This window comes from Bacillus sp. BB081, from assembly GCF_008368895.1.
GTDB lineage: Bacteria > Bacillota > Bacilli > Bacillales > Bacillaceae_G > Bacillus_A > Bacillus_A wiedmannii.
Map to the genome: position 1 here is coordinate 1 of NZ_QOZX01000095.1, position 13601 is coordinate 13601.

General features: G+C 33.4%; 15 protein-coding genes. 12 read left to right on the forward strand and 3 right to left on the reverse strand.

Going from position 1 to position 13601, the window contains the following annotated elements; translation table 11 throughout:
- On the reverse strand, positions 1 to 991 hold a 991-nt coding region (locus DN394_RS26130; RefSeq protein ID WP_149294385.1), incomplete at its 3' end, for a helix-turn-helix domain-containing protein.
- A 120-nt stretch (positions 992 to 1111) separates the two neighbouring features.
- Here DN394_RS26130 and DN394_RS26135 point away from each other — a divergent pair.
- Both DN394_RS26135 and DN394_RS26140 read left to right on the forward strand, forming a co-directional pair.
- Entirely contained in the window at positions 1112 to 2380 is a 1269-nt protein-coding gene (locus DN394_RS26135; protein WP_060630302.1) for an MFS transporter, read from the forward strand.
- 126 nt (positions 2381 to 2506) lie between these two features.
- Entirely contained in the window at positions 2507 to 3031 is a 525-nt protein-coding gene (locus DN394_RS26140) for a COG3014 family protein (RefSeq protein ID WP_060630303.1), read from the forward strand.
- Positions 3032 to 3071: 40 nt separating this feature from the next.
- Here DN394_RS26140 and DN394_RS26145 read toward each other — a convergent pair whose 3' ends face one another.
- Positions 3072 to 3965 (reverse strand): LysR family transcriptional regulator, encoded by an 894-nt coding sequence (locus DN394_RS26145; protein WP_087980077.1) that lies wholly within the window; start codon positions 3963 to 3965, stop codon positions 3072 to 3074.
- A gap of 162 nt (positions 3966 to 4127) precedes the next feature.
- Here DN394_RS26145 and DN394_RS26150 point away from each other — a divergent pair, with 162 nt between their 5' ends.
- The 5 genes from DN394_RS26150 to DN394_RS26170 are packed head-to-tail and all read left to right on the forward strand — an operon-like array spanning position 4128 to position 9919.
- Complete coding sequence (locus tag DN394_RS26150) at positions 4128 to 5120, forward strand: ABC transporter ATP-binding protein (RefSeq protein ID WP_098705239.1); 993 nt, start codon at positions 4128 to 4130, stop codon at positions 5118 to 5120.
- Positions 5098 to 6123: an ABC transporter substrate-binding protein gene (locus tag DN394_RS26155; RefSeq protein WP_046959003.1), complete on the forward strand. Its 1026-nt coding sequence runs from the start codon at positions 5098 to 5100 to the stop codon at positions 6121 to 6123. The genes DN394_RS26150 and DN394_RS26155 overlap by 23 nt, the downstream gene beginning before the upstream one ends.
- 12 nt (positions 6124 to 6135) lie before the next feature.
- Positions 6136 to 7806, forward strand: a complete 1671-nt coding sequence (locus DN394_RS26160; protein WP_098705237.1) for an ABC transporter permease — start codon at positions 6136 to 6138, stop codon at positions 7804 to 7806.
- Complete coding sequence (locus DN394_RS26165) at positions 7803 to 9065, forward strand: MBL fold metallo-hydrolase (protein ID WP_141545443.1); 1263 nt, start codon at positions 7803 to 7805, stop codon at positions 9063 to 9065. Before DN394_RS26160 ends, DN394_RS26165 begins: the two co-directional genes overlap by 4 nt.
- 20 nt (positions 9066 to 9085) lie before the next feature.
- Positions 9086 to 9919, forward strand: coding sequence for a hypothetical protein (locus DN394_RS26170; protein ID WP_149294386.1), 834 nt, complete (start codon positions 9086 to 9088; stop codon positions 9917 to 9919).
- Positions 9920 to 9971: 52 nt separating this feature from the next.
- On the opposite strand, the gene DN394_RS26175 is transcribed toward DN394_RS26170, so the two are convergent.
- Positions 9972 to 10394 carry a YfmQ family protein gene (locus tag DN394_RS26175; protein ID WP_098705234.1) on the reverse strand — a complete coding sequence of 141 codons (423 nt, stop codon included), beginning with the start codon at positions 10392 to 10394 and terminating at the stop codon, positions 9972 to 9974.
- 41 nt (positions 10395 to 10435) lie between these two features.
- Here DN394_RS26175 and DN394_RS26180 point away from each other — a divergent pair, with 41 nt between their 5' ends.
- From DN394_RS26180 to DN394_RS26200, 5 genes are all read left to right on the forward strand, one after another.
- Positions 10436 to 10552 (forward strand): multidrug transporter MatE, encoded by a 117-nt coding sequence (locus tag DN394_RS26180; protein ID WP_098084386.1) that lies wholly within the window; start codon positions 10436 to 10438, stop codon positions 10550 to 10552.
- Positions 10553 to 10617: 65 nt separating this feature from the next.
- Positions 10618 to 10779, forward strand: a complete 162-nt coding sequence (locus DN394_RS26185) for a hypothetical protein (protein WP_000108701.1) — start codon at positions 10618 to 10620, stop codon at positions 10777 to 10779.
- 161 nt (positions 10780 to 10940) lie between these two features.
- Positions 10941 to 11576: a cupin domain-containing protein gene (locus tag DN394_RS26190; protein ID WP_060489788.1), complete on the forward strand. Its 636-nt coding sequence runs from the start codon at positions 10941 to 10943 to the stop codon at positions 11574 to 11576.
- Positions 11577 to 11674: 98 nt separating this feature from the next.
- A complete protein-coding gene (locus DN394_RS26195; RefSeq protein WP_097917565.1) occupies positions 11675 to 12766 on the forward strand; it encodes a serine hydrolase in 1092 nt (363 codons plus the stop codon).
- A gap of 50 nt (positions 12767 to 12816) precedes the next feature.
- Complete coding sequence (locus DN394_RS26200) at positions 12817 to 13458, forward strand: DUF3885 domain-containing protein (RefSeq protein WP_098954021.1); 642 nt, start codon at positions 12817 to 12819, stop codon at positions 13456 to 13458.
- Positions 13459 to 13601: the final 143 nt, after the last annotated feature.

A 13601-nucleotide genomic window follows, 5' to 3' on the forward strand; every position in this document is an offset into this window, starting at 1 on the left:
CTAAAGCTTCCTTGTAATGTTTTAAACCATACAGAGATTTTCCTTTTTCAAGATAATACAGTCCATCGTCTTGAAAAATTGGTATATCTTTTAGTTTTTCTCGGAATTGTTCTAAATGTGCTAATGCAATTGTATATTCATTCGTAACGGTGTTATAGTAATAAGCTTTTAATATATCTATATTTGCAGCAGATAAAGTATCTTCTGTAAAAATGGCAAATTGCTCAGATTTTTTTATGTAATATAAATATCTTTCTTTATCAGTTGTAATGATTTTTTGATAAGATAAAATACGGTAAAATTCATCTGTTTTATAATACACTTGATGTTTTTTTGAAAATGCAAGTGCATCTAAAATAACTTTTTCACATTTTTCATAATTACCATATGCGAGTAAAATAATTGCTTCTTTTAAATATAATTGTATATGTGTAATAAGATCCATTTCTAAATTCTTCGTTTTATATTCATCGCGAATTCTGGTAATCAACTGTAAACATTCTTTATATTTTTTCCGTTTGTAGAGCATATAGTAAAACAGTAGTTTCGTTTCAGTACTTTCGCGATACAAAGTATATTTTTCAAATATAGAAACAGCTTTTTCAACGTAATATTCAATATTATAATCGTTCATAATAGCCGCTCCAGTTATGAACTGTTTATATAAACGTGCTGTATTTAAAGTAAGAGGTAGTTCTTTTTGAACGATAGGTAGTAAAGTCTCATATACTTCATCGCATTTATTTGCTTTTATTAATGGCTCCATTTTTTGAATGAGTGCTACAATTTCTACATCATCTTCTTCTAATAAAAAACTCGTTTCACATTCAAGTTTTTCTGCAATATATTGTAATGTTTTCATAGAAGGTGTAGCTTTTCCATTTTCAATTTGACTAAGCATGCTTTTTGTCAATTCGGAACCTGCCAGTGCTGTTTGAGTAAGCTTTTTTTCTTTTCGCAATGCCTTAATTTTTTCTCCGAGAGTTGCCATATTGTAGCTCCTTTATAATTAAAAAAAGTTAAATACAATTAAACTTTTTGTTGTAATAATTGGAAAGTTGATTATATAATAAGTTTAACACAATTTAACTTTTAAGGGGAGAGTGTCATAATGGAAGATGTAAGTATAGGTCAAGCTGATTCAAGAATGAAGATTGCAACGAGAAATATCATTTTAATGATGATTGGAAAGATGACGTCTTTGTTAGGGGCGGGTATTTATACGTTTGCAATGGGGTTATACGTACTAAAGACAACTGGTTCAGGAATGGGATTTGCAATTACGCTCGTTTGCGGATCACTTCCAAGGATGATCTGTGGTCCAATTGCAGGTGCTGTAGCTGACCGTGTGAATCGAAAGTGGCTTGTCATTGGAACTGATTTATTAAGTAGTTTAACGATGCTTATTATGTTTATTCTTGCTGCTATATTTGGACCATCACTTCTTTTTATTTATATTTCAGCAGCATTATTATCAATTTGTGCAAGTTTTTATTCTGTTGCATTAACGTCGTCTATTCCGAGTTTAGTGGATGAGGGGCGTATTCAAAAAGCGAGTGCTTTAAATCAAACGGCAGCTTCTTTATCAAATATTTTAGGGCCGATTATTGGTGGAGTTGTATTTGGTTTCTTTTCAATTAAGTCGTTCTTTTTGTTAAATAGCGTAACGTTCTTTTTAGCAGTTATTTTGCAATTATTTATTGTATTTGATTTATACAAAAAAGAAGTGGCTGAGAGTAAAGAGCATTTCTTGACGAGTATAAAAGAAGGTTTTTCATATGTAAAACGACAACATGAAATATATGGTTTAATGAAAATAGCATTGTGGGTAAATTTTTTTGCGTGTGGGCTAACCGTTGCACTTCCATACATTATCGTCCATACATTGCATTTATCTTCAAAGCAACTCGGTACTGTAGAAGGGATGTTAGCAGTCGGGATGCTAATGGGTGCGATTGCTTTATCAGTGCGTAAAGAAGTGAATAATCCGTTTCGTTCTATTTATACTGGACTGTTTTTATTTGCGGGTTTAAGTTTATGTACAGTCTTTCCGTTGTTAGTTATCATTCCAAAAGTAGCAAGTTTTATTTACTATATTGCTTTCATGATGTTAACTGGTATAGCAATTATGATTGTAAACATCCCGATGCAAGTACATATGCAAAAAACGACAGATCCGAGCTACTTAGGGCGTGTGTTTGGCCTACTTGAAACAATTGCGACTGCAATCGCACCGCTTGGTATGATTGTATATGGATTATTATTAGATATGTTGCCAACTAGCATTGTTATGATGACAATAGGCGGAGGTTTATTGTTAGTTGTATTAGTTGGAGTAAAGCAACATATGGCGAAAAAACAAGTAGATGTATCGGCTTAAAAATAAGAAAATAATAAAAATTTGACGCATCATTATAAAAATGACCAAATTAGTATTTTAGTTTTTGAAACTCTTTTTCATGTATGTTACAGTATAGTGAGCAGGCAAAGAAAAGGAGACAACAGCATGAAAAAATTAAGTTTTGTTATGCTTTTTCTATTAGTCGTAATGGCTGGATGTAGCAATTATGACACATATATTGAAACAGGTATGCAATCATTGAAAGATGAAAAGTATAGTGATGCAACGATGTGGTTTGAAAAAGCAGAAAAAGAGAAATCAGGAAATGAAGCGAAATCATATAAAGAAGTTGCAGAGAGAATGGATCACGGAGCAACAGCATTAAAAGACGGTAAGTATTTAGAAGCGAAAGACATTGCAAATGAAGTGTTACAAAAGAAAAAAGACGATGCACTTGAAACAGCTGTAACATCAAATGCAGAGAATATGCTTCAAAAAGCAAAAGATGTAGAAGAGAAAGTGAATGAAAGAGTAGCCAAGCGTAGAAAAGTAGAAGAAGAAGGAATTGATAAACTCATTAAAGCAGTAGATAGTATAGACGATGTAAAAGAAAAAGAGAAGAAAGTTTCAGAAGCATTAGATAAGGCTGAAGAGGCACAAGAAAAAATTGAAGCAAAGAAAAATAAATAGAGTAATAGTTTAAAAGGCTGTCGTGTATAACGACAGCCTTTTAATTTTTTGTTGCATAAGAAGTGATGCTATGTAGTAAAAAAGAAATAATTTTAGAATTCCACCTGTCCTCATGATGAATCGTATAAATGTTACGTTGAAATTCAAATCCAGGGATGGGTATGTAGCATAGTTCATTTCGGTGTACTTCTTGTTCAATAGCGAGTTTAGAAATAAAAGCAACTCCATTACCATATTTTAAAATTTGTTTCATCGTTTCTAATGAATCTAATTCAATTTCAGATTGGAACGTAATGTTATGTTCTAACATCCATTGCGTAAGTAAATCTCTCGTTGTAGATGGGTTACGATGCAATAGTATACGTTCTTTTTCGATATCTTGTAATGATACATTTTCTTTTTTTGAAAAATGATGTTCTTTGGAGAAAGCAAGAACAAGTGTATCAGGTATTATTTTTGTCTCTTTTAAAAGTGATTCATCAAAAGGTGCCGCAGAAATTACCCCGAGATCAATTTCATGATTTTGTAGCATTACTCGAATTTCAGGAGCTGTTTTTACCATAATTGTTATTTTTATATTTGGGAATTCGCATTGAAATTGGTGAATAATTTCTGGTAAAAGATAAGTCGCTGGTACATAACTAGCGCCAATTGTTATAGCACCTTTATGAAAATCTTTAAACTCTTGCGTGACCCGCCTAGCTTCTTTCATAAGTGCATCTATTTTACAAGCATAATGATGCAGTGCCTCACCAGCCTCTGTTAAGAAATATCTTCCAGAACGTAATTCAAATAAAGGCACACCGAGTTCCTCTTCTAAGCTTTTTATATGGAATGTAATAGTAGGTTGTTTAACACCAAGTTTTTCTGCAACTATCGTAAGTTTTTTATATTTCTTAATAAGCACTACAATTTCTAATTTTAAGAGATTCATTATGAGTTGCCTCCTTTTTTATTTTAACTATAGAAAAAATCTATAGAAATAAATAGTTTATTAGAAGTTTTTTAATTTAATCTTTACAGTACATTAACATTCAGTATAAATCTTCCAGATAGAATGAAAGCAGGTTAAGAGTGAGGGGAAAGAGGTGAAACGATGGATATTAAAATTCATGGATTAGAAAAGAAGTTTGGAAAAACACAGGCGTTAAAACCGTTACAAATTGTCATGAAACAAGGTGAATTCACTACACTTTTAGGACCTTCGGGATGCGGGAAAACGACTTTACTTAGAATGATTGCAGGACTTGAAGAGCCAGATAAAGGTGAAATATATTTTGGAGATACGTGCATGTATTCTGGTGCGAAAAAAATAAAAACATCTCCTCATGAACGTAATATCGGTATGGTATTTCAAGATTTTGCTTTATGGCCACATATGACTGTATTTGAAAATGTTGCATTTGGTTTAAGGGCTACAAAGCAAACGAATCAATTACGGGAAAAAGTAGAAGATGCAATAAAGCGAGTTCGCCTGCAAGGGATGGAGAAAAGATATCCACATGAACTCTCTGGCGGACAGCAGCAACGTGTCGCATTTGCTAGAGCGATTGTAACAAAACCGCATTTTATTTTGTTTGATGAACCGCTGAGTGCACTCGATGCAATTTTGCGAGAAGAAATGCGATTAGAGCTTATGGATATCGTTCATTCGATCGGTTTAACGGCATTGTATGTCACTCACGATCAAACAGAAGCAATGTCAATGTCAGATCAAATTATTGTCATGAAACAAGGAGAAGTATTACAAAAAGGAACACCAGAAGACATTTATGTGAAGCCATCTCATGAATTTGTTGCAAAATTTGTTGGTAAGGCAAATTGGCTTGTAGAGGGTAAACAAATGATTCGCCCAGAGCATGTGAGCTGGACGAAAAATGAAGTGTGTGAAATGTATACAGGTGAAATTCAGCACGTTACATATGTAGGAGAACGGTATGAAATGAAAGTAAACATGGGTGCACTTGGAATATGGACAGCTTATCACAATAGTAAATTAAGCATCGGTAAACCAGTATCGTTATATGTGCCAAAAAAATATATTCATCATATAGGGGGAGAATCGTATGAAGAAATTCAGTTCGCTTAAGTCTTTATTTGTATGTACGTTATTATTTTCTGCTGTAGTAACAGGGTGTAGTTCAAAGACAGGTAGTGCAGATGCTAAAAATAAAAATGCGAATGAAAAGAAAATTGTTGTATATAGTGCGGGGCCAAAAGGATTAGCAGAAAAAATTCAAAAGGACTTTGAAAAGAAAACGGGTATAAAAGTAGAAATGTTTCAAGGAACAACTGGTAAGATTTTAGCGAGAATGGAAGCTGAAAAGAAAAATCCAGTCGTTGACGTTGTCGTACTTGCATCTTTACCAGCGATGGAAGGATTAAAAAAGGATGGGCAAACGTTAGCTTATAAAGAAGCGAAACAAGCTGATAAGCTTCGTTCTGAATGGTCGGATGATAAAGGACACTATTTCGGTTATAGTGCTTCAGCGTTAGGAATTGTGTATAACACAAAAAATGTGAAGACAGCGCCTGAAGATTGGAGTGATATAACAAAAGGGGAATGGAAAGGGAAAGTGAACCTTCCAGATCCGGCACTTTCAGGTTCAGCTTTAGACTTTGTAACAGGATATGTGAAAAAGAATGGGAAAGATGGATGGAATTTATTTGAACAGCTTAAGAAAAATGAAGTTACAGTAGCAGGTGCAAACCAAGAAGCGTTAGATCCAGTAGTAACAGGTGCGAAAGACATGGTAATTGCGGGTGTTGATTATATGACGTACAGCGCAAAAGCAAAGGGTGAACCGGTTGATATCGTCTATCCAAAAAGCGGAACAGTTATTAGCCCGCGTGCAGCAGGTATTATGAAGGATAGTAAAAATGTAGAAGGTGCAAAAGAGTTTATTGATTATTTATTATCAGATGATGTGCAAAAACAAGTTGCTAAAGCGTATTTATTACCAGGCAGAACAGATATAAAAGCTGAAAATAGACCGAATGTAGAAGAGATTCCCGTATTAAATATTGATTGGAAGACAGTTGAGAAAGAACAAGATGAAATAGGAAAACAATTTAAGAAAGTATTTCAATAAGATGGTGATTACATGGTAAATCGATTCGTATCAGTAAGACAAGTTGGAATGACGGTAGCGTTGTTACTTGTGGCGATGTTAATCGTCATTCCGCTTTTTCTCATTTTATTTTCTAGTGTATATGAAAATAGTAGTTGGAATTTTTTAAAGCCTTTTGAAGTGATGCAGAGTGGTGGATTAGCTGGGATTTTTCTAAACTCAATGCTCCTAGGTGTACTCGTAGTAATAGGAGCAACCATATTTGCATTTCCATTAGCATTTATTATGAGCAAAACAGATGTTGGAAAGTATAGTAAGTTAGATATTATTTTTATGATTCCATTTATGACACCGCCATATATTGGATCGATGGGCTGGATTTTGTTCATGCAACCGAACGGCTATTTTGAACAGTTTTTTCCGATGCTAAAGACGATTTCATCTTCGTTTTTTAGTTTAGGAGGTATGGTTTTAATTATGAGTCTGCATTTATTCCCATTCCTATACTTCATGTTGAAAAACACGTTACTTCAAATTGGGAGTAGTAAAGAAGAAGCGGCAGCAGTTCATGGTGGAGGATTTTTCTATCGTTTACGAAAAATAATATTGCCGTTATTAGTATCAAGTTATGTAATGGGTGCTTTACTCATTTTCGTAAAGACGATTGCTGAATTTGGAACACCAGCTACATTCGGAAGAAGAATAGGATTTCATGTGTTAACATCAGAGATTCATAAATTTATTTCGAGTTGGCCGATTGATTTTAGTAGTGCAACAGCATTATCTTCTTTATTACTTAGTGCGTGTATGCTCATTTGGTATATGCAAAATGTATTAAATCGAAAGTATTCATATGCAATGGTTAGTGGAAAAGGTGTGAAGACTAAAAGGTATACATTGTCTATATTTACACGCGTTGTGGCATGGGGCTATGTAATTGGTTTATTAATCGTATCAATTGGAATCCCATACTTTTCTATACTGATTGCTTCATTATCAAAATTAAGAGGCGGCGGCTTGCATGTAAACAACTTTACAACGAGCCATTATGAAGCATTGTTTACAATTGGCTCTCCAGGATTAGAAGCTTTATGGAACAGTTTTCTCTTTTCACTTATAACAGCGATTATTGCTGTAATGATTGGAGTGTTTTTGGCGCTTATGATCCGAAAGGGGAAAAAGTCCTCTGAAAAATGGCTTGATATGTGCGGTATGTTACCGAATATGGTACCAGGAATCGTGATGGTTGTAGGGCTGATTTTATTTTGGAATTCACCCTATATGCCCATGTCAATTTACAATACACCAGTCATGGTTATCGTGACGTACGTTGTTCTTTTTTTACCTTATACGGTGCAGTATGTAAAAGCATCGCTCGGGCAAATTGATGATTCTCTTGTACAGGCAGGAAGTATTTTTTCTGGAAATTATATTTATATTTTTAGAAAAATAATATTACCTCTTATTATCCCGGGCATTCTTGCTGGGTGGGCGATGACATTTACAATCTCGATAAGAGAGTTAGTAGCATCCCTTCTTGTACTGCCTCCATCAGTAGAAACTTCAGCAACATTTATTTTTGCTCAATTTGAACAAGGAGAAGTATCTATCGGAATGGCAATGGCTGTCGTTTCAGTTGGACTTACAACAATATGTTTATTACTTCTGCAACATATGGAGCAAAAACGAAAAGGGGTAGCATGATGAGGATAGAAGTATGGGGAGGAGCGGGAGAATACGGTCGTTCCTGCTACTTCCTAAAAAATAAAGAGACGAAAATAGTATTTGATTGTGGTATTAATCGATCATATGAGGATAGTTATCCAAAAATAGAGGCGGAAGTTGTACCGTTTTTAGATGCAGTATTTTTATCGCATATTCATGAAGATCATACGATGGGTTTACCTTTATTAGCTAAGTATGGATATAGGAAAAAAATTTGGACGACTCGTTATACGAAGGAGCAACTTCCCGCTTATTATGAAAAATGGAGAAACTATAATTTGACGCAAGGATGGAATGTACCTTATAACGACCAAAATGTGAAAGATTTAAATTATGTATATATTGATGAGATTAGTAATCCGAATGAATGGATACAGATTACACCTACATTGCGTTTTCAATGGGGGTATAGTGGGCATGTATTGGGGGCTGTTTGGTTTTTAGTGGACATGAGTCATACATATGTATTTTATTCTGGCGATTACTCAGCAGAGTCTAACATACTACGAGCTAATTTACCTGAGAAATTGCGTGGCGATATAAAAGTTGCAATCGTAGATGCCGCTTATCATACTGAGGATGTTTCGCAACATGAAAGAGTAAACGAACTGTGTGCAGAAATTGAACGAGTTGCGCAAAATAAAGGAATAGCATTATTACCATTGCCACCGCTTGGTAGGGCGCAAGATATCGTATTGTATTTATATGAAAAATATAAAGAACTTCCCATTATAGTAGATCAAGAAATTTTGGATGGATTTGAGGAGATGTTCGTATATAAAGATTGGATCAAAAATAATGAAGAAATTGAACGGGTGCTGGAGAGTTTAAAAAGAAACATAATCGTTATGGATCATGACATCGGTACGCAAAATAGTTATGGAATAGTTGTAATGAGTGATGCGAATATGCAAACGAAACGAGCGCAGTTATATTATGAACAACTGCGATATGAAGAACGAAATTCCATTATATTTACTGGACATATTGCTAAAGGGAGTTTTGCAGACAAAGTTTTGAAAGAACGTGTAGGTAAAGAATGTAGGGTGAAGCGAGTTCCATATAAAGTTCACCAAAGTATAAGAGATGTGAAAGAGATGTTAAATACATTATTACCAGAACATACGGTGTTAGTACACGCTTTGAAAGAGGATACGGATCGATTACAGAAAAAGCTTAGCATAGCAGGATATGAAAATGTGTATTCACTAACTATGGAACGTATAGAAGTCATTTAAAATGTAAAGGGGATAGGTATATGAAAAAAGTATTTGTATTCGTAAGCATTTTCTTTTGTTGTTTCCTTTATAACGTTCAGGAAGGGTTTGCTGCTAGTCCAATGAAACCTAGTTTTGAAGTGAAGTTATTATTAAAGCCAGAACAAGTATTAGGTTACAACAAAGAAATGAACCAAGAGATATTAGAATATTTTCAGGCTGGTACAAATTATGAAAGAATACAAGTGCAATTTTTAGATACGGCAAATAAAAATTTAAGTAATGAAGGGTGGTTTGCGAGAATTCGAAAGAAAGAATTTAGCAAAGATTTTGAGCTAACATATAAAAAAAGATATCCGATTCAAAATGGTGTAATTCAAGATGCACTAGAAGTGGCTAAAAAGGATGGATTTGATAGTAAAACTGATAACTATGAGGCAGAAATAGATTGGGGATTTGAGAAAAAAACGTTAAGTGTTTCAAATAAGAAAAGTTACAGCGCAAAAGGGTATGGAGTACTTGATTTACCAAACGAACGAGCTGCTCAAAACATGTTAATAGAAAAGTTTCCAGGGAAAATGAACAAATGGTTGTATACGAATTGGGGAGAAGAAATGCTCAACAATTCTCGTATTTACGGTCCTGTATTAATGAAACGGTATACAGGGGAGTTTGAAAATATAAAAACGAATATTGAAATTTGGCCACTAAGTAATACAGGGAAAATAGAAGATGATTTCGTAATAGAAGTATCGTTTAAAACAAAAGAGGAAAGTATTGCAACAAAACAAAGAGAATTATTAATGAAGAGTTTAGAACAAAAAGGATGGTTGTTACCGAAAGATAGTTTGAAGACAGAGCTTATTTTTCAGTGAATAGTAAAAGGGAATCCATATTCCATGGATTCCTTTTTCTAATATATGAGTATTAAGCTAAATCAGTTGACAAGAACATATCATTATTTTGAAGGTTTTTAGATCGTAAACTATAAGCAACTACCTTCTTTTTATGTTGCTTTACAACATCAACATGCTCTTCATGACTATAAATGTAAAAGATAAAATCTTTTTTGCCACGTTTTGCATTGATAATTAAAGGCGTGCCCTCATTGTGAGGTGGTGCATAATAGCGATCTAAAAATAAACCTTCGTTAAAATCATGAATAATTTTGGATTTTTGTTCGCCTTCTAAGTTATTTCCATTGATTGTAACAGTCGAATTCTCTTCTTCAAGTTGTGGATGTGTTTCGTACTTGCTAATAATGGATTCAATAACAGTGTTAGGAAGGCTAGAAACGATAATTTTAAATGCCCCAAATACAACTAACATTACAATAAACCAAGTCGTCATAGTATATCATCCCCTTTATTCTATTTAATAATATAACTCATATGGTAATAGTACATAAGGTGAAGTTTTGTATAATTTGTGAAAAATATGCCATTTTTACGAACAAAATGTTAGAAAAATCAATTTTGTTACAAAAAGTTGAAATCGAAGTATTTTAAAAGAAAAAGGTTTATAATAAAAATATAACTAATAACCACATTACTAATTATAAGGAAGTGTAACTATGAGTACTGTAGCAATCGTATATGGTATTATTCTTTCCACAATTATTGTTTTGTTTTTTGTTGGGGTTTCACGTTATATTCATAAATGGAAAGAAGGCGTTGCGAAATTAAATCACATTGAAGAAGAACTTAGTGATTTAATGTTACATCATGGTAAGTAAAAAGTTTATTTTTTAACTAAATAATGTGAAGAATATCACAAAACATGCTCTCATCATGAAGGCATGTTTTTTTGTTATGTGAATGATAGGCACATTCATACATTTTTTCCATACGATACAGTGTGAAACTAGAAATGTTCGGAGTGGAAAAGAGGGATAAAATGAGTAGTTCAGGTTATGTTCCAGATAATAAAAATTTAAAGAAAAGTTCAGGAACTCCAAACCTTTTCTTTGATTCGAGAAAAAACATCTTTTTTAAAAGAGATGAGAAAAACGTTGCCTATGAAGTTACGTCAACGCAGTTACCAGCAATGATTGGTGGAGCGTTTGTCGATTTATTTATGACAAAAGGGCACATGCGGGAACCACATTGGCATCCAAATGCGTGGGAATTAGATGTTGTTGTATCAGGAGAAGCGATTACATCTATCTTAAATCCGGAAACGAATCAATTGCAAAATTATCATGTAAAAGCGGGGCAAACCGTCTTTATTCCAATGGGATGGTGGCATTGGATCACAGCGGTAACAGAAGAAGTACAATTACATTTGTTCTTCAATAACGATCAGTTTGAAACAGCAGAAGGATCAGACATACTTAGATTAACACCGCCAGAAGTATTTCAAGCTGCATACGGTGTAAGTGCGGAAAAATTAGGGAAGGACCTTTCGCAAATTAAGGAGTCAGTTGTCATTGGTCCTCCTAACTCCAATCGATTAAAAGGTGCTAAAGAAAGTGGCGACTCAAATATAGTCGTTACGTTAAATGGACAAATAACATCATGTGAAATAGAGTAACTCTTTCTTTTTTAGGAAGAGTCACTCTGTTTTGTATAATTTTGTAATTAGATTCGTTATAATTATATAGTAGGGAACTTAGTAAAGGGGGGCATATTGTGAACATATTAAAGATTATAGGAATTATTGCAGGAGTCATTATAGTAGCCGCTATAGCTTTCTTTTTTATTATGAAGTACTATTTGTCAAAAGAAGATCCGAATTACGTATTAAAGTACATAAAAGAACATAAAGACGATGAAACATGTTCATTATTTATTAAAAGAAATGGAGAAGTAATAACTTCTATAAATGAAAATAAAAAATTGCCATTAGCGAGTATGGCAAAAATCGTAATAGCAGTTGAATTTGCTAAGCAAGTGTCAGAAGGGAAAATAAGTCGTGATGAACAAATTTCATTGCAGGAGCTAGATAAATATTACGTTAAAAACACTGACGGTGGAGCGCACCCTGACTGGTTAGAAGATGCCAAAGCGAGAGAGTTAGTGAAAAATGGACAAATCGCTTTAGAAGAAGTCGCTAAAGGGATGATTCATTATAGCTCTAATGCAAATACAACATATTTGTTAGATAAGCTTGGAATAGAAAGGGTAAATGATAGTTTAAAAGAATTAGAGCTTACTAGTCATGACAAGTTCTCTTCGTATACTGCTTCACTATATATGAGAGGGTATGTAGAAAAAGAGCTTCATGAGCCAGAAAATCGATCGTTAGAAATGATACGTAACATGTCAAAGGATGAGTATAATAAACATGTTTTACAAATTCATGAATGGATGAAAGATGAAGAAGAATGGAAAAAACGGGATATCCCCTTAAAAGTAGATATGGAATTTCAGCGAATTTGGTCAGATCGATTAATGGGTGCAAACGCTAAAGATTATATGAGTATAATGGAAAAAATAAATAGTAGAAAGTATTTTCCAAAATCAATGCAAGAAGAAATCGAGAACATTTTCAAAGGAACAGTTAAAAATAGTAAGTTCGAATATGCTGGTCAAAAAGGTGGTTCTACCGCATTCGTATTGACAAAAAGCTTGTATACTACAGATAAGAAAGGGAATAAAGTAGAAGTTGTCATTATGTTTAACGATATAGAAGATCAAGTTGCATATCAAAAGCTGAGAAATAATGTAGATTATTTTATTCGAGACATAATAACAAGTGAGGAATTCAAAAATAAATTATAATAGAATAATTTTATTATGTAAACAAGATGCTATTAAAGGTAGGTGTTGAGATGAGGTTGAATGAGTATATGCTTGAAACGTTTCCAAATTTAGAACTTAGACCACCTCTATTTTATAATGGGGATATTGGTATTCGCTTTAGATTAGGTGTGAACTATGATTGCAATAACATTTATGAAAACTGCCCATATTTAGAAGGCGTTTATAATAGAGCGATTACTTTATTTCAGTCTTTACATGCAACAGAAGATGATATTTATATCGTAGTGGATGTAAATGACTATGGAGACGGTGAAATTTTCAAACACAAATTGAATATCTTTTCTAAGTGTGTAAAAGAGAAGTCCGATTTGTTTAAGTTACAGAAAAATACAATCCCTTATATTTTTCCAGAAGACGATGAAGACGGGGTATATAAAACCCATAGATATACTTTGAAATGTAAAGTTTCAGACTTGAAATACATTCCTATGCTAAAAGCAATTTGTAATCAAGATATGGGAATAAAACCGCGTATTTTTCATAGGGTGTATTTCATAAATATTAACAAGAATACTATATTTCACGTTTATGATGATAGGGGTTGTGATGTATTAGCTACCTCTCCTAATACAATTAGAGGTATTTATCATACATATAATGATTGGATATTAGAATACGACAGAAATAAAATTGATAAAGTATTTAATTGAATGTAGTCTATTTTAAATGAGGGAAATACCATAGAGGTGTTTCCCTTTTATTAATATGAAAATCAACATTCAAATTTGACAGCACTTATTATAAAGGTAAAGGGATTTGATGGTAATGTATTGAATTTGGATAGAAACAGAAA

Coding starts and splice junctions, on each gene's coding strand:
- DN394_RS26135 (WP_060630302.1), top strand. CDS start 1,112: ATGGAAGATGTAAGTATAGGTCAAGCTGATTCAAGAATGAAGATTGCA.
- DN394_RS26140 (WP_060630303.1), top strand. CDS start 2,507: ATGAAAAAATTAAGTTTTGTTATGCTTTTTCTATTAGTCGTAATGGCT.
- DN394_RS26145 (WP_087980077.1), bottom strand. CDS start 3,965: ATGAATCTCTTAAAATTAGAAATTGTAGTGCTTATTAAGAAATATAAA.
- DN394_RS26150 (WP_098705239.1), top strand. CDS start 4,128: ATGGATATTAAAATTCATGGATTAGAAAAGAAGTTTGGAAAAACACAG.
- DN394_RS26155 (WP_046959003.1), top strand. CDS start 5,098: ATGAAGAAATTCAGTTCGCTTAAGTCTTTATTTGTATGTACGTTATTA.
- DN394_RS26160 (WP_098705237.1), top strand. CDS start 6,136: ATGGTAAATCGATTCGTATCAGTAAGACAAGTTGGAATGACGGTAGCG.
- DN394_RS26165 (WP_141545443.1), top strand. CDS start 7,803: ATGATGAGGATAGAAGTATGGGGAGGAGCGGGAGAATACGGTCGTTCC.
- DN394_RS26170 (WP_149294386.1), top strand. CDS start 9,086: ATGAAAAAAGTATTTGTATTCGTAAGCATTTTCTTTTGTTGTTTCCTT.
- DN394_RS26175 (WP_098705234.1), bottom strand. CDS start 10,394: ATGACGACTTGGTTTATTGTAATGTTAGTTGTATTTGGGGCATTTAAA.
- DN394_RS26180 (WP_098084386.1), top strand. CDS start 10,436: ATGGTAATAGTACATAAGGTGAAGTTTTGTATAATTTGTGAAAAATAT.
- DN394_RS26185 (WP_000108701.1), top strand. CDS start 10,618: ATGAGTACTGTAGCAATCGTATATGGTATTATTCTTTCCACAATTATT.
- DN394_RS26190 (WP_060489788.1), top strand. CDS start 10,941: ATGAGTAGTTCAGGTTATGTTCCAGATAATAAAAATTTAAAGAAAAGT.
- DN394_RS26200 (WP_098954021.1), top strand. CDS start 12,817: ATGAGGTTGAATGAGTATATGCTTGAAACGTTTCCAAATTTAGAACTT.